This is a genomic window from Paraburkholderia sp. BR13439 (assembly GCF_040948805.1).
Lineage (GTDB): Bacteria > Pseudomonadota > Gammaproteobacteria > Burkholderiales > Burkholderiaceae > Paraburkholderia > Paraburkholderia youngii.
This window is the reverse complement of sequence record NZ_JBFPKN010000006.1, coordinates 367,024-386,755: the sequence shown is the minus strand read 5'-3', so window position 1 is coordinate 386,755 and position 19,732 is coordinate 367,024. Positions and strand designations below refer to the sequence as shown.

Annotated in this window: 18 protein-coding genes; 12 read left to right on the top strand and 6 right to left on the bottom strand. The window is 64.0% G+C overall.

The annotated features are described in order from the left end of the window. Window positions 1–13 precede the first annotated feature (13 nt). Entirely contained in the window at window positions 14–1,576 is a 1,563-nt protein-coding gene (locus tag AB3X96_RS15335) for a SulP family inorganic anion transporter (RefSeq protein WP_368590366.1), read from the top strand. A gap of 126 nt (window positions 1,577–1,702) precedes the next feature. Here AB3X96_RS15335 and AB3X96_RS15330 read toward each other — a convergent pair whose 3' ends face one another. From AB3X96_RS15330 to AB3X96_RS15305, 6 genes are all read right to left on the bottom strand, one after another. Continuing rightward, entirely contained in the window at window positions 1,703–3,250 is a 1,548-nt protein-coding gene (locus AB3X96_RS15330; RefSeq protein WP_368590365.1) for a 2-isopropylmalate synthase, read from the bottom strand. Between the two features lie 368 nt (window positions 3,251–3,618). Then, window positions 3,619–4,488: a CDP-diacylglycerol--serine O-phosphatidyltransferase gene (gene pssA / locus AB3X96_RS15325; protein ID WP_176109134.1), complete on the bottom strand. Its 870-nt coding sequence runs from the start codon at window positions 4,486–4,488 to the stop codon at window positions 3,619–3,621. Window positions 4,489–4,512: 24 nt separating this feature from the next. After that, complete coding sequence (locus AB3X96_RS15320) at window positions 4,513–5,151, bottom strand: phosphatidylserine decarboxylase (RefSeq protein ID WP_115102455.1); 639 nt, start codon at window positions 5,149–5,151, stop codon at window positions 4,513–4,515. 133 nt (window positions 5,152–5,284) lie between these two features. Continuing rightward, on the bottom strand, window positions 5,285–6,301 hold the full coding sequence (ilvC, locus tag AB3X96_RS15315) for a ketol-acid reductoisomerase (protein ID WP_008920617.1): 1,017 nt from the start codon (window positions 6,299–6,301) through the stop codon (window positions 5,285–5,287). 104 nt (window positions 6,302–6,405) lie between these two features. Further along, entirely contained in the window at window positions 6,406–6,897 is a 492-nt protein-coding gene (ilvN, locus tag AB3X96_RS15310; RefSeq protein WP_008920618.1) for an acetolactate synthase small subunit, read from the bottom strand. Between the two features lie 124 nt (window positions 6,898–7,021). Next, window positions 7,022–8,785: an acetolactate synthase 3 catalytic subunit gene (locus AB3X96_RS15305; protein ID WP_368586177.1), complete on the bottom strand. Its 1,764-nt coding sequence runs from the start codon at window positions 8,783–8,785 to the stop codon at window positions 7,022–7,024. A 355-nt stretch (window positions 8,786–9,140) separates the two neighbouring features. On the opposite strand from AB3X96_RS15305, the gene AB3X96_RS15300 reads away from it, so the two are divergent. The 11 genes from AB3X96_RS15300 to AB3X96_RS15250 all read left to right on the top strand — a co-directional run bounded on the left by AB3X96_RS15300 (window position 9,141) and on the right by AB3X96_RS15250 (window position 19,691). Then, window positions 9,141–9,704, top strand: a complete 564-nt coding sequence (locus AB3X96_RS15300; RefSeq protein WP_008920621.1) for an RNA polymerase sigma factor — start codon at window positions 9,141–9,143, stop codon at window positions 9,702–9,704. Then, the gene (locus AB3X96_RS15295; RefSeq protein WP_176109136.1) at window positions 9,701–10,123 is read left to right on the top strand and encodes a DUF3619 family protein; all 423 of its coding nucleotides are present in this window, start codon (window positions 9,701–9,703) and stop codon (window positions 10,121–10,123) included. Before AB3X96_RS15300 ends, AB3X96_RS15295 begins: the two co-directional genes overlap by 4 nt. Before the next feature lie 16 nt (window positions 10,124–10,139). After that, window positions 10,140–10,913: a DUF3106 domain-containing protein gene (locus AB3X96_RS15290; RefSeq protein WP_368590364.1), complete on the top strand. Its 774-nt coding sequence runs from the start codon at window positions 10,140–10,142 to the stop codon at window positions 10,911–10,913. Between the two features lie 21 nt (window positions 10,914–10,934). Then, a complete protein-coding gene (locus AB3X96_RS15285) occupies window positions 10,935–11,459 on the top strand; it encodes an RDD family protein (protein WP_368590363.1) in 525 nt (174 codons plus the stop codon). 756 nt (window positions 11,460–12,215) lie between these two features. Beyond that, the gene (locus AB3X96_RS15280) at window positions 12,216–13,157 is read left to right on the top strand and encodes a UDP-2,3-diacylglucosamine diphosphatase (protein ID WP_176121299.1); all 942 of its coding nucleotides are present in this window, start codon (window positions 12,216–12,218) and stop codon (window positions 13,155–13,157) included. Between the two features lie 48 nt (window positions 13,158–13,205). Then, window positions 13,206–14,237, top strand: a complete 1,032-nt coding sequence (locus AB3X96_RS15275) for a glycosyltransferase family 1 protein (protein ID WP_176110622.1) — start codon at window positions 13,206–13,208, stop codon at window positions 14,235–14,237. Window positions 14,238–14,257: 20 nt separating this feature from the next. Further along, the gene (locus AB3X96_RS15270) at window positions 14,258–14,941 is read left to right on the top strand and encodes a diacylglycerol kinase (RefSeq protein WP_368590362.1); all 684 of its coding nucleotides are present in this window, start codon (window positions 14,258–14,260) and stop codon (window positions 14,939–14,941) included. 282 nt (window positions 14,942–15,223) lie between these two features. Then, window positions 15,224–15,949 carry a TetR/AcrR family transcriptional regulator gene (locus AB3X96_RS15265; protein ID WP_368590361.1) on the top strand — a complete coding sequence of 242 codons (726 nt, stop codon included), beginning with the start codon at window positions 15,224–15,226 and terminating at the stop codon, window positions 15,947–15,949. Window positions 15,950–15,951: 2 nt separating this feature from the next. After that, window positions 15,952–16,539, top strand: coding sequence for a TIGR00730 family Rossman fold protein (locus AB3X96_RS15260; protein WP_368590360.1), 588 nt, complete (start codon window positions 15,952–15,954; stop codon window positions 16,537–16,539). A gap of 70 nt (window positions 16,540–16,609) precedes the next feature. Beyond that, the gene (locus AB3X96_RS15255) at window positions 16,610–17,356 is read left to right on the top strand and encodes an SDR family oxidoreductase (RefSeq protein ID WP_368590359.1); all 747 of its coding nucleotides are present in this window, start codon (window positions 16,610–16,612) and stop codon (window positions 17,354–17,356) included. A 283-nt stretch (window positions 17,357–17,639) separates the two neighbouring features. Then, window positions 17,640–19,691: an ArnT family glycosyltransferase gene (locus AB3X96_RS15250; RefSeq protein WP_368590358.1), complete on the top strand. Its 2,052-nt coding sequence runs from the start codon at window positions 17,640–17,642 to the stop codon at window positions 19,689–19,691. Window positions 19,692–19,732 lie beyond the last annotated feature (41 nt).

The window sequence follows — 19,732 nt, the reverse complement described above, 5'->3', positions numbered from 1 at the left end:
GCCTCTGGACTCCATGGATACTCAAACCCCCTTCTCCGCGCTCCAGCGCGACGTGCTCGCCGGAACGGCCGTTTTTCTAGTGGCGCTGCCGCTTTGCCTCGGCATTGCTCACGCATCGGGCGTCGACCCATTTGCCGGACTGGTGTCGGGCATCATTGGCGGGCTCGTGGTTGCCGCGCTGAGCGGCTCGCGCCTGAGCGTGAGCGGCCCGGCCGCGGGCCTCGTCGTGATCGTCGTCGACGGCATCGCGCGGCTTGGCGGCTTTTCCGCTTTCCTGCTGGCCGTACTGCTGTCGGGCGTCATCCAGTTCGGCTTCGGCATGCTCAGGGCTGGCCGGTTCGCCGCCTACGTGCCGTCGCCGGTGATCAAGGGGATGCTCGCGGCCATCGGCGTGCTGTTGATCCTCAAGCAGTTTCCCGTAGCGCTGGGGCTATCCGGCACCGCTCATTCCGCCCACTCGGCGACGGCGCTCGCAACGCCGCTCGGCCCAATTTCGCTGACCGCCGTGCTGATCACGCTGCTGTCGCTTGCGATACTCGCCGGTTGGGAAACACGCGCGCTGCGCCGCTTCGCTGTCGTGCGCATCATGCCGGCGCCGCTCGCGGTGGTGCTGCTCGGCATCGGCGCGACGCTTGCTCTCGATCTCGTCGCGCCATCGCTGGCACCGCCCGCCGAACGGCGGGTCGCGTTGCCGTCGCTCGAATCGTTCGCGGCACTGCAAGCCGTGCTCGCGTCGGCCGATTTCGGACCACGGTTCGCCCAACTCATCAATCCAGACATATGGCGCATTGCGATCACGATCGCCATCCTCGCAAGTCTCGAAACGCTACTGAGCCTCGAAGCGGTCGAACAGATCGATCCGGAACGCCGCCGCGCACCGCCCGATCGCGAACTGAAGGCGCAGGGCGTGGGCAATCTGATCGCGGGTGCGATCGGTGGCCTGCCGATCACCGCGGTGATCGTGCGTAGCTCCGCGAACGTGCATGCCGGCGCAAAAAGCCGGCTCTCAGCGATCGTTCATGGCGTGTTGCTTCTCGTCAGCGTGTTCGCGCTCACCAGCGTGATCAACCTGATCCCGCTCGCCTGCCTTGCCGCGATCCTGATCTTCACCGGGTTCAAACTCGCCAAGCCGTCGTTGTTCGCCGGGCTTGCGCGACAGGGATTCGCGCCGTTCGCACCGTTTATCGTCACGGTCGTCGGTGTGCTCGTCACCGATCTGCTGATCGGTATCGTGCTCGGCATACTGTGCAGCATGCTGTTCGCGCTGTACGCAAACCTGCGCGGCCCGATCGTGCTCGCGCAGCATGGCGATCACTACCTGCTGTCGTTTCGCAAGGACGTATCGTTTCTCGGCAAGGTGCCGCTCAAGCACTATCTGCAGCAGATTCCGGATGGCGCCACCGTCATCGTCGACGCGACACGCGCCGATTTCGTCGATCACGACGTGCGCGAACTGCTGGATGCGTTCGTCGCGGATGCGCCCCGCCGCGGAATCACCGTCGACCTCAGATATCAGGTCCGCGAGCTGGCGCGCGCGACGAGCGGCTGGTCGCTGCGGCGCACGACAGCGGAGTAGTCCCCGCGTATCGGGTCATCGCGCCCGCGCGATGACCGCGAAAAAAAGCCCCGCGTGCCAGGCATCGCGGGGCTTCTCCTTCGATTCACCGTCGAGATTGCGCGCTACCGGCGCGCCATGTTCGCGTTACTCCGAGCGCTGCGGATTCAACTTGTCCGCATTCGAATAGAGTTTGTTGAGCGCCGAGAAATACGCCTTCGCGGACGCCGCGACGATATCCGGATCGGTGCCGGTGCCGTTGACGATGCGTCCGCTCTTCGACAACCGCACGGTCACTTCGCCTTGTGCCTGGGTGCCGGTCGTGATCGCGTTGACCGAGTACAGCAGCAGCTCGGAGCCGCTGCCCACTTCCGTTTCGATCGCGTTGAGCGTGGCGTCGACCGGGCCGTTGCCGCGTGCTTCGCCGGTGATCTCTTTGCCCTCTACCGAGAACACTACCTTCGCGTGCGGCTGCTCGCCGGTTTCCGAATGCTGCGACATCGACAGGAATTTGTAGTGCTCCTTCTCGTGCGCTTCCGCCGATTCCTCGTTGACGATCGCGATGATGTCTTCGTCGAAAATCTCCGCCTTGCGATCCGCAAGTTCCTTGAAACGCGCGAACGCGGTATTCAGTTCGGCTTCACTGTCGAGCGCGATGCCGAGCTCCTGCAGACGCTGTTTGAACGCATTGCGGCCCGACAGCTTGCCGAGCACGATCTTGTTCGCGGTCCAACCCACGTCTTCCGCACGCATGATTTCGTAGGTGTCGCGCGCCTTCAGCACGCCGTCCTGGTGGATGCCCGACGCGTGCGCGAATGCGTTCGCGCCGACCACGGCCTTGTTCGGCTGCACGACGAAACCAGTGATCTGCGACACCAGCTTCGAGGCCGGCACGATTTGAGTCGTATCGAGACCGACTTCGAGTCCGAAGTAATCCTTGCGGGTCTTCACCGCCATCACGATTTCTTCGAGCGACGTATTGCCCGCGCGCTCGCCGAGACCGTTGATCGTGCATTCGACCTGGCGCGCGCCGCCGATCTGCACGCCGGCGAGCGAATTCGCGACCGCCATGCCGAGGTCGTTGTGGCAATGCACGGAGAACACCGCCTTGTGCGAGTTCGGAATGCGCTCGCGCAGCGTCTTCACGAGCTGGCCATAGAGCTCCGGCACGCCGTAGCCGACCGTGTCCGCGATATTGATCGTGGTCGCGCCTTCGGCGATCACCGCTTCCAGCACACGGCACAGGAAGTCCATATCCGAGCGGCTGCCGTCTTCCGGCGAGAATTCGACGTCGTCCGTGAACTTGCGCGCGAAACGCACCGCGAGCCTGGCCTGCTCGAAGACCTGCTCGGGCGTCATGCGCAGCTTCTTTTCCATGTGAAGCGGCGACGTCGCGATGAACGTGTGGATGCGGAAATGATCGGCCGGTTTCAGTGCGTCGGCGGCCTTCTGAATGTCCTTGTCGTTCGCGCGCGCAAGCGAGCAGATCGTGCTGTCCTTCACCAGACCGGCGATCGTATGGATCGCCTCGAAGTCGCCGTTCGAGCTGGCCGCGAAACCCGCTTCGATCACGTCGACTTTCATCCGTTCGAGTTGCTTGGCGATGCGGATCTTCTCTTCCTTCGTCATCGACGCGCCGGGCGATTGCTCGCCGTCACGCAGCGTGGTGTCGAAAATGATCAGTTTGTCGGACATGTCGGGCCTCCTCGGGAGTCGTTCAGATGTGGGACTTGGTTTTGGAATAGGACGATGGGCGCCACCGCTGGCAAGGTAGGGCGATCGCGATGATCGCGGCCGGCGCGGACGGAACGCAAAAACGCATAAGGGCGAGAACCAAGCATGATGGCGCGGCGCAGCGAACGGTCTCGCCGACCCGGCAAAATCGGCCACGCCAACGCACTGATCCGACGACTATAGCGGCATTCCAGCCACCACGCAATGCACGTCTGGGCGGCCTGCGGCGCGCTCCGAAGCGGGCTCGTAACAGCATGAGCCAACGAAAAACGGCAGCCCGTGGGCTGCCGTTTTTGGTATGTCGCTGCGATGCAGCGAAGTTCGAATCGTCACCGGTCGTGCGACATCGAACGCGCCGGATTGGCCCGGCCGCGCATCGCCTGATACGCCCAGAACACGTAGCCGGACAGACCGTACAGCACGAACAGACCGAACAGCATCAGCGGCGGGTCGGACGACACGAGCACGAACGCGACCACCACCAGCAGGATCACGCCGAACGGCACGCGATGCCGCACGTCGAGCGCCTTGCCGCTGTAGAACGGTGCGTTCGACACCATCGTCACGCCCGCATAGATGGTCAGCACGAACGCGACCCACGGCAGCCAAACGAGCTTCAGCGGCACGCGGTTGTCGGTGGCGAGCCACACGAAACCGGCGATCAGCGCCGCCGCGGCCGGGCTCGGCATGCCCTGGAAAAAACGCTTGTCGACCACGCCGATGTTCGTATTGAAACGCGCGAGCCGCAGCGCCGCGCCGGAGCAATAGACGAACGCCGCGAGCCAGCCCCACCGGCCGAGGTCTTTCAGTATCCACTCGTACATCACGAGCGCGGGCGCAACCCCGAACGACACCATGTCCGACAGGCTGTCGAACTGCTCGCCGAACGCGCTTTGCGTATGCGTCATGCGCGCGACGCGGCCGTCCATGCCATCGAGCACCATAGCGACGAAGATGGCGATCGCCGCGATCTCGAAGCGCACGTTCATCGCCTGCACGACGGCGAAGAAACCGCAGAACAGCGCGGCCGTAGTGAACGCGTTCGGCAGCAGGTAGATGCCGCGCTTTCTGAGGAATTGCTGACGCTGCGCGCGCCGGCTGTCGACGGCCGGCGACTCCGTGACCACCGGCTTGTTGCGACGAAACGGACGCGGCAGCGGTCCGCTGCTGCGAGGTCGACGCGGTTTGAATGCGGCCATTCGGACAACCTCCTGTATGCCGCTTTACAGCTCGGCGAGGATCGTGGACGACGCCGACACCTTCTCGCCGATCGATACGCGCGGGCGGCTGCCCACCGGCAGATACACGTCGACGCGCGAACCGAAGCGGATGAATCCGTAGCGCTGGCCACGGGTCAGCGGCTCGCCGGCACGGACGTAGCAAAGAATGCGCCGTGCGATCAACCCGGCGATCTGCACCGACGTGACCGTCTGGCCGCCGGCCATCTCGATCACGACCGCGTTGCGTTCGTTTTCGAGCGAGGCTTTATCGACCGCGGCGTTCAGATACGCGCCGGGAAAGTATTCGACCTTCGAGATCGCGCCGTCGACCGGCGAGCGCTGCGAGTGCACGTTGAACACGTTCATGAAGACGCTGATCTTCAGCGCTTCACGATTCGCATAAGGGTCATGGGCGGTTTCTACCGCGACGATGCGACCGTCGGCGGGACACAGCACCGCGTTGGCCTGCGTCGGAATCGGACGCGCCGGGTCGCGGAAGAACTGCACGACGAAGATCAGGATCAGCCAGAAGAGCCACGCAAAGCCGAACCCCGCGAAGGCGTGAACCAGTAGTGCAACGACGGCCGCGATGGCGATGAACGGCCAGCCTTCTCGCGCGATGATCGGATGAGGGTAATTCATGGATGGCTTCTGTGTTTTTGTAAAACCGTAGGATAGCAAAAGCCGCCCAGGGTTCAGCACCCTTGGACGGCTTTTTGACTGGTCCGGCCGCCGCGCTGAAGGCGCCGCGCCGGACCTCGTGACGTCGAGACGCTTAGTTCTTCGACTGGTCGACGAGCTTGTTCTTCGCGATCCACGGCATCATTGCGCGCAGCTTCGAGCCAACCTGCTCGATCTGGTGCTCGGCCGTCAGACGGCGACGCGATTGCAGCGTCGGTGCGCCAGCCTTGTTTTCGATGATGAAGCTCTTCGCGTATTCGCCGGTCTGGATGTCGGTCAGCACGGCCTTCATCGCCTTCTTCGTTTCAGCGGTCACGATGCGCGGACCCGTCACGTACTCGCCGTACTCGGCGTTGTTCGAGATCGAGTAGTTCATGTTCGCGATGCCGCCTTCGTAGATCAGGTCGACGATCAGCTTCAGTTCGTGCAGGCACTCGAAGTACGCCATTTCCGGCGCGTAGCCCGCTTCGACCAGCGTTTCGAAGCCAGCCTTGATCAGGTCGACGGTACCGCCGCACAGCACAGCCTGCTCGCCGAACAGGTCGGTTTCGGTTTCTTCTCGGAAGTTCGTTTCGATGATGCCGGCACGGCCGCCGCCGTTAGCCGCTGCGTACGACAAAGCGATGTCGCGCGCCGCGCCCGATTTGTCTTGCGCAACCGCGATCAGGTGCGGCACGCCGCCACCTTGCGAATAGGTGCCGCGAACCGTGTGGCCCGGTGCCTTCGGCGCGATCATGATCACGTCGAGGTCGGCACGGGGGATCACCTGGCCGTAGTGCACGTTGAAGCCGTGCGCGAACGCGAGCGCTGCGCCCTGCTTGATGTTCGCGTGCACTTCCTTCGCGTACACGTCGGCGATCTGCTCGTCCGGCAGCAGCATCATCACGACGTCCGCGCCCTTCACCGCTTCCGCGACTTCCTTGACTTGCAGGCCGGCGTTTTCAGCCTTGCTCCACGATGCGCCGCCCTTACGCAGACCGACCGTGATGTTCACGCCGCTTTCCTTCAGGTTCAGCGCGTGCGCATGGCCTTGCGAGCCATAGCCGATGATGGTGACCTGCTTGCCCTTGATGAGAGAGAGATCGGCGTCCTTGTCGTAGAAAACTTTCATGTCGGTTCCTTGGCTAGATTCAATGATTCAGAAAATTCAGGTACTGCGAATGTTGTTATTACAGCCGGGTGATGCGGCGTTGCCCGCGCTTGCGAAACGCGACGTCAGACCTTCAGAATGCGCTCGCCGCGACCGATGCCCGAGCTGCCCGTGCGGACCGTCTCGAGAATCGCCGTGGAGTCGAGCCCCTCGATGAAGGCGTCGAGCTTGTCGCTCGCCCCCGTCAGTTCGATCGTGTAGGTCTTTTCGGTGACGTCGATGATGCGGCCGCGGAAAATGTCCGACATCCGCTTCATCTCCTCACGTTCCTTACCGACCGCCCTCACCTTGATCAGCATCAGCTCGCGTTCGATGTGAGCGCCCTCGGTAAGGTCGACCACTTTCACCACCTCGATCAGGCGGTTCAGATGCTTCGTGATCTGTTCGATCACGTCGTCGGAGCCAACGGAGACGATGGTCATGCGCGACAGCGAACGATCTTCGGTCGGAGCCACCGTCAAGGTTTCAATGTTGTAGCCGCGTGCCGAGAACAGACCCACCACGCGCGACAATGCGCCCGGTTCGTTTTCCAGCAGGACGGAAATGATGTGTCTCATGTTTCGCTTCTTCCAGATGTAGTGTCGATGTCTGCGAGCGGAGCGGCGCCGCTTCGTCTGCTTTCGCCTTTTGTGAAGGCGCGCATCACGAAGCCGGCGCTGGAGTTACCCGTGCGCCCCGTCGTTAAAGATCTTCCGAACCCATGAGCATCTCGGTGATGCCCTTGCCGGCCTGAACCATCGGCCAGACGTTTTCGGTCGGATCGGTCTGGAAGTCGAGAAACACCGTGCGATCCTTCAGGCGCAGCGCTTCCTTCAGCGCCGGTTCCACATCGGCCGTGCGCTCGATGCGCATGCCCACGTGACCGTACGCTTCGGCGAGCTTCACGAAGTCCGGCAGCGCATCCATGTACGAATGCGAATAGCGCTTGCTGTATTCGATCTGCTGCCACTGGCGCACCATGCCCAGATAGCGGTTATTCAGCGAAATAATCTTGATCGGCAGGTCGTACTGCTTGCAGGTCGACAGCTCCTGGATGCACATCTGGATCGAGCCTTCGCCCGTGATGCACAGCACGTCGTCGTCCGGATGGGCCATCTTCACGCCCATCGCGGCAGGCAAGCCGAAGCCCATCGTGCCGAGGCCACCGGAGTTGATCCAGCGACGCGGCTTGTTGAACTTGTAGAACTGCGCGGCCCACATCTGGTGCTGCCCGACGTCGGAGCACACGAACGCGTTGCCGTCGGTCAGCTCCCACGCCTTTTCGACCACATACTGCGGCTTGATGATGTCGCTCTTGCGGTCGAACTTCAGGCAGTCTTTCGCGCGCCAGCCTTCGATGTCCTTCCACCACTCGGCGAGCGCCGCGGTGTCGGGGCCATGCTCGGCCGTCTGCAACTGCTCGATCAGTTCCTTCAGCACTTCCTTCACGTCGCCGACGATCGGAATGTCGACCTTGACGCGCTTGGAAATGGAAGAAGGATCGATGTCGATATGGATGATCTTGCGCGGCCGCGACGCGAAGTGATTCGGATCGCCGATCACGCGGTCGTCGAAACGCGCGCCGATGGCGATCAGCACGTCGCAGTGCTGCATCGCCATGTTGGCTTCGTACGTACCGTGCATGCCGAGCATGCCGAGGAATTTCTTGTCGCTCGAGCGGTAGCCGCCCAGGCCCATCAGCGTATTGGTGACCGGATAGCCGAGCAGATCGGCAAACTGGTTCAGCTCACGCGACGCGTCCGCGAGCACGATGCCGCCGCCGGTATAGATATAGGGGCGCTTCGCCGACAGCAGCAACGACACCGCCTTGCGGATCTGACCGGAGTGGCCCTTCGTGACCGGGTTGTATGAGCGCAGCGACACGCTCTTGATCGGCTCGTATTGGCACGGCGCCTTCGACACGTCCTTCGGAATGTCGATCAGCACAGGGCCGGGACGGCCGGTACGGGCGATGTAGAAAGCTTTCTTGACGGTGGCGGCTAGATCGCGCACGTCCTTCACGAGGAAGTTGTGCTTCACGCAGGGACGCGTGATGCCGACCGTGTCGCATTCCTGGAATGCGTCCTGACCGATCGCGGCAGTCGGCACCTGGCCGCTGATCACGACCATCGGGATCGAATCCATATAGGCGGTGGCGATGCCGGTCACGGCATTGGTGACACCGGGGCCGGAGGTCACGAGACAAACGCCGACCTTGCCGGTGGAGCGGGCATAGGCGTCGGCAGCATGCACGGCGGCCTGCTCGTGGCGCACCAGCACGTGCTGGAACTTGTCCTGCTTGTACAGTTCGTCGTAAATGTAGAGTACCGAGCCGCCGGGATAGCCCCAGATGAATTCGACGTCTTCGTCGGCCAGTGCCTTCATGAGCACGGTGGCGCCGATAGAGTCTGCTTCGTGAGGGGGGGTCGTATCCGACGTGGAGAATTCCGCGCTGGGCATATTCATTGATTCACCTTTCGAATTTTCGGCAAAAAATTGATCGGGTGCTCTCTGCCGGGCTTGTGGCTCGGGTTCAAGCGGCGCGTCCAGTTGACAGGCGGGCTTCTTGGGCCACACCTCAATTGAGACAACTCACTTATGTTGCGAACCAGCGACGATAGCTGTTGGCGCGCTCGCGGTCAAGAAAATATTGCCATGAGGACACGCGGAGGAGCGCGCGATCGGACGAAATGTGATTGTCATGCAATTGCAAGGTTCAGCAGGTTTCACCCCAATCTGAGCAAAAATTTGTTAGCATCCGCGAGTTTTACGACATTTTTCGACCGATTACGCGCACGCTTGCTGCGCCGACCCCACACGGATGGCATCAGACAAGGAACTCGCCGATTTTCTGGCGGGCGTCGAAAGGCGCGCGTTCAAGCAGACGGTCTACGCCGTGCGGGACGACGATGCGTCCCTCGACATCGTGCAGGACGCGATGATCAAGCTCGCCGAGAAATACGGCGACCGCCCGGCGGCCGAACTGCCCCTCCTGTTTCAGCGTATTCTGCAGAATGCGACACACGACTACTTCCGTCGTGCCAAAGTACGCAATACCTGGGTTAGTCTGTTCTCGTCGCTCGGCAACGCCGACGACGACGAATTCGACCCGCTGGAAACCTTCGAGGCCGAGGCGGGTTCGGCTGGCGCCGAGAGCAACGAGCAGAAGCTCGAGCGCGAGCAGGTCCTGCAGTTGATCGACGACGAGATCCAGAAATTACCGGCACGTCAACGGGAGGCGTTTCTCATGCGTTATTGGGAGGATATGGATGTCGCCGAGACTGCCGCCGCAATGGGCTGCTCCGAAGGCAGTGTGAAAACGCACTGCTCCCGGGCCACCCACACGCTTGCGCAAGCGCTCAAGGCGAAAGGAATCACGCTATGAGCTCCCTCGAAAACACAGAACTCGAGTTTGCGCGTCGACTGCGCCGCGCGCTCGACGAAAACACCGCCAGCCTCCCTCCCGCCACCGTCGACCGGCTCGCCGCCGCGCGTCGCGCCGCGTTGGCGCGCAAGAAGCCCGAAGCCGTCAGCGCGCCGGTGTTCGTGCCTGCGTTCGCCGGCATGCCGGCCGGGTTGCCGCAGAGAGGCTTCGAGCCGCGCCGCCGCTGGTCGCTGCGCCGTTTCGCGCTCGCGTGGCCGCTCGCCGCGCTGGTGGTGAGCCTGATCGGCATCGCGTACTGGGAAGACCAGCAGCGCACCGCCGAACTCGCCGATATCGATGCCGCCATGCTCAGCGACGACCTGCCGCTCAATGCCTATCTCGACCACGGCTTCAACGCGTATCTTTCACGCGCCCACTGAGCGGGAGATTCCTCGGGTGAGTTACAAGCGCGGCCTGGCCGTTGTTTTCGGATGCACGATCGCGGCACTGGTGTCGTTCGTCGCGACCTATCCGCGCTTTCATCCGAGCCCGTCCCCGGCGGGCCAGCCGTCGCCCGGCGTCAACGTCGCCGCGCCCGCGCCCGCCCCCGCACTTTCCGTCGACTTGCCCGGCCTGCCCGGCAGCAACAGCCCGCTCGCGTGGTCGCGTCTAACCGCCGCTGAGCATGTCGCGCTCGCACCATTCGCATCGCAGTGGGATTCGTTCAGCGACGAACGCAAGCGAAAGTGGATCAAGATCGCGTCGCGATACGCAAAGATGTCGCCGGATGCGCAAAAGCGTCTGCATGAGCGCATGAGCGAATGGGTGCGCATGACGCCCGATCAGCGCCGCGTCGCGCGCGAGAACTACCAGGTTTCGAAGGAATTGCCGCGCGAAGCGCGCCAGAACGCGTGGAAGGCGTACCAACAACTGCCCGAAGAGACGAAGGAGCGGCTCGCCGCCAGTGAGCGCAAGCGTCGCCCCAGCGTCGTCAGCGCGCCGCCGTCGGCTCGCAATGAGATCAAGGGCATCGACCGGTTCGTGAACGCGCGCGAGCACGGCGCGGGCGCCAGCGCTGCCGCGGCGGCGAGCGCCGCGCCGGGCGCCTCGGCACCGGCCGCGGCCTCGCTGCCGGCCACCCCCGCGATTCCGGCGGCGGGCAGCTTCGTGCCGGCGACGCCCGTGCCGGTGTCGCCGGCCGAAGCGCCGGCGATCTTCCACGGCTCCTGATTCCGATCCCGAGCCCATTACGTGTCCCAGTCGCTCGTCACTCCCAGCCTGCCCGCCGCCGCGCCCGGCGGCACGGCGCCCACCGTCCGGCGACGGCTGGCGGCGCTGCTCTACGAAGCGGTCATTCTGTTCGGCGTGGTGTTTCTCGCCGGCTATCTGTTCAGCACGCTGACGCAGCAGCGTAACGGGCTCGCGCATCACAACCTGCTCGCCGGCTGGATTGGCTTCGTGGTTGGCGTGTATTTCGTCTGGTTCTGGACGCATGGTGGCCAGACGCTGCCGATGAAAACCTGGCGGTTACGGGTTGTTGTCGCTGATGGCGGGCCGGTTTCCGTTGGACGGGCGATTGCGCGGTATGTGCTCGCCTGGTTGTGGTTTTTGCCGCCGTTGGCGGTGCATCCGCTTCTTGGCTTGCGGGTGCCGCAGACGCTTGTTTTTGCGGGCGTCTGGTTCGTGGCCTGGGCTGCGAGTGGGCGGTTTGATCCGCAGCGGCAGTTCTTGCATGATCGGCTCGCGGGGACGCGGGTGGTCCTGGTTGTGCGCTAGCGCGCTTGCTGAATGCGTTGCGGGGTTGGGCGGGGGTGAGGCTTTTTTGTCTTTGTTCTGGCTTCTTTGGCCTTTCCTTGCTGGCTTATCGGTCTATTAGCGTTGCCCCTGTGCGGGGCGGCACCTACTTTCTTTGCTGCTGCAAAGAAAGTAGGCAAAGAAGACAGCTTAAAACCGCTAACTCTTAAGCGGGTCCCTCGGTCCGCGTGAGGTAGTGGTGCATCTGGAATCCGTGCTCCCGCACATTCCGCCTTGGTGACAAGGCAGTCATTCTTCCGGCGCCGCTACGCGCACCGAATCCCCGTTCTAAAACCACTGGTTGTTTCGGCGCCTCGCCCGGCGCAGCCGAGGGCTCCCGCTGCGCGGGCAAGCCCGCTGGTTTCCCGGGCAGACCAGTCCGCGACGCACGTAGTGCGGAGTGGGATGGATGATGGCTTTGTCACGAACGGGAATGTGCTGGGACACGGATTCCAGATGCACCACTACCCCTGCCAAGCCAGGGGACCCGCTTATGAGCTAGCGGTTTGAGCTGTCTTCTTTGCCTACTTTCTTTGCAGCAGCAAAGAAAGTAGGTGCCGCCCCGCACAGGGGCAACGCTAATAGACCGATAAGACAACAAGGAAAGGCCAAAAAGGCCAGAACAACGAAAAAACAGGCCCCGCCAAGGCTGCTCCGTAATAAGAACTTCTCGTGACTGTCACGGCAGAGTCACTCGCGCCTGGCCCAATACGGGCACCGCCACTCGACGCGTGAGCCATGGACCCAAATACGTCCGCGACTTCCCTGTTTCGTCAAACCGGTCCGAGCGTCGACCCCGTCGCGTTCCGGCCCGCCCCAGGTTCTACTCATCACGGCCTGCCGCTGCCGGCGACGCCATCACTCGACGCCCACGCCGATCATCCCGATGACGGCCACGACGATCCACATCGCTATCGCACGATCTGGCTCTCGGATATCCATCTCGGCTCGAGCGGCTGCCAGGCCGGTTATCTGCTCGACTTCCTGCGCCACAACGAATCGGAGTACCTGTACCTGGTCGGCGACATCATCGACGGCTGGCAGTTGAAGAAAGGCTGGTACTGGCCGCAGGCCCACAACGACGTCGTGCAGAAAGTGCTGCGCAAAGCGCGCAAAGGCACCCAGGTCATCTACGTGCCCGGCAATCACGACGAAGCCGCGCGCCAGTTCTGCGACCTCGCGTTCGGCGACATCCACGTGCGCGGCGAAGCGTTCCACACGACGCTCGCCGGCAAGCGGCTGTGGATCGTGCACGGCGATTTGTTCGACGGCGTGATCCAGCATGCGAAATGGCTCGCCTATCTCGGCGACACGCTGTACACGATGATCCTCGTGCTGAACCGCTGGTTCAACCGCATTCGCAGCAAGCTCGGCTTCCCGTACTGGTCGCTGTCGCAATACCTGAAGCATCAGGTCAAGAACGCGGTCAACTTCATCTCGTCGTTCGAAACCGTGATGACCGACGAAGCGCGTCGCCGCGGCTGTGACGGCGTCGTCTGTGGGCACATCCACAAGGCCGAAATGCGCGAGATCGACGGTGTGCTCTATTGCAACGATGGCGATTGGGTCGAGAGTCTGTCGGCTCTCGTCGAGACCTATGAAGGCGAACTCAAGGTGATCTTCTGGACCGCGCTGCGCGCGCCCCAGAAGGGCACGCAAAAAGCCCGCGCCACTGCCTGAGCAGTTCCACTCTCCAATTCCACAGGGCCCGCAGCGATGAACAACGCGATGAAGATCATGATCGTCACCGACGCATGGGAGCCGCAGGTCAACGGCGTCGTGCGCACGCTGAAGAACACCCGGCGCGAACTCACCGCGCTCGGCCATCAGGTCGATCTGCTGACACCGCTCGAATTCCGCACCATCCCGTGCCCGACTTATCCGGAGATACGCCTGTCGCTGCTGCCGCGCCGCCGGCTGCGCGAGCGCATCGACCGTTTCGCGCCCGATGCGTTGCACATTGCGACCGAAGGTCCGCTCGGCATGGCCGCGCGCGCATATGCGATCGAGCACAAGCTGCCGTTTACGACCGCGTATCACACGCGCTTTCCCGAGTACGTGCAGGCGCGCTTTCGCATCCCGCTCGCGGCGACCTACAAGTTTCTGCACTGGTTCCACGAGCCATCGCTCGCGGTGATGGCGCCCACGCCCGTCGTCAAGCAGGACCTCGAAAAGTTCGGCTTCACCAATGTCGTGCTGTGGACGCGCGGCGTCGATCTCGAGATCTTCCGTCCAATGGACTCGAAGGTGCTCAACACCGCGCGGCCGATCTTCCTGTACGTGGGACGCGTGGCGGTCGAGAAGAACGTCGAGGCTTTCTTGCAGCTCGATCTGCCCGGCTCGAAGTGGGTCGCGGGCGAAGGTCCGGCGCTCGCCGAACTGAAGTCGCGCTACCCGCAGGTCAACTATCTGGGCGTGCTGTCGCAGGCCGAACTCGCGAAGGTCTACGCGGCCGCCGACGTCTTCGTGTTTCCGAGCCGCACCGACACGTTCGGGCTCGTGCTGCTCGAAGCGCTCGCATGCGGCACGCCGGTGGCCGCGTATCCGGTCACCGGCCCGATCGACGTGCTCGGCGACGGCGGCGCCGGTGCGATGCATGAGGATCTGCGCGAGGCCTGTCTCGAGGCGCTGAAGATCGAGCGATCGCATGCGCGCGCATGGGCCGAGCGCTTTTCGTGGGCAGCGGCGTCCGCACAATTCGCCGCGCATTTGAAGCCACTGCGCGGCACGGCGTATCGTGAGGAAAGCGCCGCTGCATGATGCGGCGCGCGGAGCTATCCATGCGAAGCAGTCGATCCAGCGCCGAAGGCGCGTCGAACGGCGCGCTGCGCGCCGTCGAGTCCAGCCACGACACCACGAGCATCGAACCGTTCGACGATGTCCGCGAGCCGGGTGTGAGCGGGCATGCGGATACCGTGCATCGGGTGAACGGCGCGAGGTCGAGGAACGGCGGCCCCAGCGTCTCGGGCGGCGTGCAACGCGACGCCAGCCACGACACGACCCGCGACTCGAGCCACGACGCCCCCAACGAACCGCTCAGCCCCGACGACCCGCTCGCCCCGCTGCCCTTCAACCCCTACAAAGGCAACCGCGGCCTCACGCGCGCATGGCACGCGATGAAAAACTCGCTGGCCGGTTTTCGCGTCGCAATTCGCGAGGAAAGCGCGTTTCGTCAGGAACTCACGCTGGCCGCGATCCTGATTCCATGCGGCCTCGTGGTGCCCGTCGATCCCGTGTCGCGCGTGCTGCTGCTTGGCTCGGTGCTGCTCGTGCTGATCGTCGAGCTGCTCAATTCGAGCGTCGAAGCGGCGATCGACCGGATCTCGCTCGAACGTCACGAGCTCTCCCGCCGCGCGAAGGATCTCGGCAGCGCGGCCGTGATGGTCGCGCTCGGCATGTGTGTGATGACGTGGGGGGTGATCGTCGGGCCGCTGGTGGTCGGCTGGGTTCGCGCGTGGCTTTGAGTCTCGACGCGGGTTGAAGCGCACGCTTGGGCCAGGTCCAACAGGTTGAATATCCGCGCAGGCGGTTGGGTATTAGAACGCTCGGTTTATAATCGTTTAACGGTCTCACAGGAAAGCGCTCGCGCAAACGTATCCGCGCCTCGCCTCATCCTGCCCTTTCGGGGGGCCTGCCGCGTGTCGGCGGGTTCGGGAGAGCTCAATATACCAACCGCATCCGGGTGGAACACGCAGCAGCGGCACGCCGCCATGCGCCCCAGCCCGGCATAACCAGGGCCGGACGACATGGAAGCCAAACCTCCCCGCCGCACGCGCGAACGGATTCTCGAACTGTCGTTGAAGCTGTTCAACGAAATCGGCGAGCCGAACGTCACGACGACGACGATCGCCGAGGAAATGGAAATCAGCCCAGGCAACCTGTACTACCACTTCCGCAACAAAGACGACATCATCAACAGCATCTTCAGCCAGTTCGAGCACGAGATCGAGAAGCGTCTGCGTTTCCCCGACGACCATCGTGCGACCATCGACGAAATGTGGTCGTATCTGCAGTACATGGTCGATTTCACTTGGCGCTACCGCTTCCTGTACCGCGACCTGAACGACCTGCTCGCGCGCAACCGCACGCTCGAGACGCATTTCAAGCAGATCATCAGCCACAAGGTGCGCTTCGCGAGCCAGTTCTGCGAGCAACTCGTCGCCGACGGCGAAATGGTCGCGACGCCGCAGGAAATGCAAGTGATCGCGACCAACGTCGGCGTGATCGGCACGTACTGGCTGTCATATCAATTCGTGATGAATCCGCGCAAATACAACGAGCAGGAAGCGATCCGCGAGGAGCTGCATCAGGTCAGCGTGCAGATCGTCTCGCTGATGGCGCCCTACCTGCGCGGCCGCTCGCGGCTGCTGTTCGACGACCTCGTATCCGGCACACTGCCCAAGCGCGAGTTCTACGACTACTTGCCGCCGCGTGAAGGCGCCGCGCCTCGCAACGAATCGAAGGAAAGTTGAGCATGAAGTCGGTGTGTGTCTATTGCGGCTCTTCGATGGGAGCCAAACCGTTGTATGCGCAGGCGGCGCGCGCGTTCGGCCGCGCCCTCGTCGAGGCCGATCTCGCGCTCGTGTTTGGGGGCGGCAAGGTCGGACTGATGGGCGTGATCGCCGACACCGTGATGGCCGAAGGCGGCCGCGCGATCGGCGTGATTCCCGAACTGCTCGTCAGCAAGGAAGTGGGTCATAACGGCCTGACCGAGCTGCACGTGGTACCCGACATGCATCATCGCAAGAAGATGATGGCCGAACTATCCGATGCGTTCGTCGCGATGCCGGGCGGCGCGGGCACGCTCGAGGAGCTGTTCGAGGTCTTCACGTGGGCGCAGCTCGGCTACCACGGCAAGCCGGTCGCGCTGCTGAACACCGGCGGCTTCTTCGAGCCGCTGATCCGCCTGCTTCAGCACACGGTCAACGAAGGCTTCCTGCGCAAGACCTATCTCGACATGCTGCAAATCGACGCCGATCCGCTCGCGTTGATTGGCAAGCTGCAACGTTACGCGCCGCCCGCACGCGACAAATGGGCGGCAGTGCAAAGCGACGCGATCTGAATCCCGTTCCGCCGAACTCGAACTCGAGGGCGGACCGCCGCGCACGCATCACCCGAACGACGAGGTTGCGATGACGAAAGCTGTTCTGATCACCGGCGGCAGCCGCGGCATTGGCCGCGCCACCGCGCGTCTGCTCGGCGCGCGCGGCTGGTGTGTCGGCGTGAACTACGTGCGTGACCTCGCCGCCGCGCAGCAGACGGTCGCCGAAGTCGAACATGCGGGCGGCCGCGCGCTGCCAATCGCCGGCGATGTCGCGAACGAAGCCGACGTGACCGGCATGTTCGACACGCTACAGCAAACCTTCGGCCGCATCGATGCGCTCGTCAACAACGCCGGCATCGTCGCGCCGTCGAGCCAGCTCGCCGATATGGACTTCGCGCGTCTGAAACGCGTGTTCGACGTCAACGTGCTCGGCGCCTATCTGTGCGCACGCGAAGCGGCGCGGCGCATGTCGACCCAGCGCGGCGGCGCAGGCGGCGCGATCGTCAATGTGTCGTCGGCGGCGGCGCGGCTGGGGTCGCCGAACGAATACGTCGACTACGCGGGATCGAAAGGCGCCATCGACACGATGACCATCGGCCTCGCAAAAGAACTCGGCCCGCAGGGCGTGCGCGTGAACGCGGTGCGTCCGGGTCTGATCGACACCGAGATCCATGCGAGCGGCGGCAAGCCGGAACGCGCCGCACAACTGGGCGCGACCACGCCGCTCGGCCGCCCCGGCCGCGCCGACGAAGTCGCCGAGGCCATCGTATGGCTGCTCAGCGATGCGTCGTCGTACGTGACGGGCGCGTTGTTCGACGTTGCCGGCGGCCGGTGAGCGAACGTCGCGTGCAAGTGGACACGCAAGCCTTGAACGCAGAGCGCGGTCCGCCACGGCCACGCCTTGTTCCGCGCTCCACCCCTCCTCTCGTTCCACGAATCCCCGTCGATATGTCGTGAAACCAACACAGCCGCTCATCGAATGCGAGCGCCTCCCCGCGACTGTAATCTTCCGTAATAATGCAGCGATACAATCGACCGGATCGAATGCATTTGCAGGCGACGTAAGCAACACATAGGTACGAGGCCAACGCCGACGCGTACGCTGACCAGAGACATCCATGCAAGACAAGCAGTCCACGCGCTGGCGCGCGCACAATGCCAGCGCGACGGCCTCGACCTCGGCCGCTCCAGCGGGCCGTGCGCAAGAGGCCGCGCTTACCGCCAGCACCGCGCACCCGTTTGCCGGCGCACAGGCGCAGCCCGCAATTGGAGACGCCGCGGCTTCGGCGCTTGCGAACCACAGCGTCGACACCGCGCACGCATCGGGCTCCACCGTTTCCGCCGACCGCGCCGGGCGCGGCCTGCAGCGTTGGCGCGCGCTCGCGGCGATCCGTCCGCTGCTGTGGTTCGTCGCGCTGGCGATCCTCTGCGCGTGGCTCGTCCCCGGCATTCTCGGCCACGAGCCATGGAAGCAGGACGAAACCTACACATTCGGCATCGTCCAGCACATGCTCGATACCGGCGATTTGGTCGTGCCGACTAATGCCGGCCAGCCCTTCGTCGAAAAGCCGCCGATCTACGACTGGGTCGCCACCGGCTTCGCGTGGATCTTCGGCCGCTATTTGCCGCTGCACGATGCGGCACGGCTCGCGAGCGCGCTGTTCGCGGGCCTCACGGTGTACTACACCGCGCGGGTCGCGCGTCGCGCGGTCGCTGCGGCGAGCTGGTTCGACCTGCGCGTGATCGGCACGCTCGCGCTGTTCGGCGGCACGCTCGTCGTCGTCAAGCACGTGCACGACATGATGACCGACGTCGCACTGATGGCCGGCGCCGCGCTCGGCTTTTGCGGATTGTTCGAACTCGTGCTCGTGCATCTGCGTGACGACCCGGGCGCGGCCTCGTATTTCCCGATGCATGCTCAGGCCGCCCGGCAGATCAAACCGCTCGATGCCCGCACGCGGCGTCACGCGATCCTCAGCGGCGCGGCGATGTTCGGCGCGGGTGTCGGCGTGTCGCTGCTTGCCAAGGGGCTGTTCGTGCCGCTCGTGTTCGGCGCCACCACCTGCGCGGCGCTGCTGCTCTATCCGGCATGCCGCAGCCGCGGCTTCGCGGGCGCGCTGTGCCTCGCCGCCCTCGTCTGCGCGCCATTCGCGCTGATCTGGCCAATCTGCTTCTACCTGCGCTCCGAGGCGCTCTTCAAGGTATGGCTGTGGGATAACAACGTCGGGCGCTTCTTCGGTTTTTCGGTCGCCGAGCTCGGCTCCGAAAACGAGAGCCACCTGTTCGTGCTGCGCACCGTGCTGAGCGTCGGTTTTCCGGTCGTGCCGCTCGCGCTGGCCGCGCTCGCCGGTGGCGCATGGCGGCGCTGGCGCGATCCGCGCGTGGCGTTGCCGATGCTGTTCGCGGGCACCGGTTTCGCGGTGCTGCAAACTTCGGCGACGGTCCGCGAGCTCTACATCCTGCCGTTCATCGCGCCGCTCGCGCTGGTCGCGATGCAGGGCGTCGAACGCTTGCCGGCGCGCCTGCATACCGGCTGGGATATGACGAGCCGCGTGCTGTTCGGCAGCGCGGCCGCACTCGTGTGGATGGTCTGGTCCACCATGACGAACCCGGCGAGCAACCATGCGTCGCTGCATCTGCTCGGCCGCTGGCTACCGCTCGACTGGGTGCTGCCGATTTCGCCCGCGCTGATCATCGGCGCGCTGGTGCTGACGATCGGCTGGCTGTGGCTGCTGCCGTCGTTCAAGTACGCGGGCAAATGGCGCGGCGCGCTCAGCTGGTGCGCGGGCGCGATGCTCGTCTGGGGGCTCGTCAGCACGCTGCTGCTCCCGTGGCTCGACTACGCGAAAAGCTACCGCTCGGTGTTCCGCGACCTCGGCGCGAAGATGGATATCGAATGGAACGACGGCGACTGCATGGCGAGCTCCGGACTCGGCGAATCCGAAGCGCCGATGCTCTTCTACTACACGGGCATCGTGCATCAGCCGAGCGAAGATCCGCGCACGACCGCCTGCACGTGGCTGATCGAGCAAAGCCGCCGCGACAACGCGCGGCCGCCGGCCGGCGAATGGCGGCTGTTCTGGTCCGGCGCGCGGCCGGGTGATTCGGATGAGCTATTGCGCGTGTTCGTGCGTACGCCGGTGGCGGGCAAGATACACGGCGACGAGTAAAGCCGCGCAACGCGTCGCGCCGGCCGAGTGCCTCGCGCGCG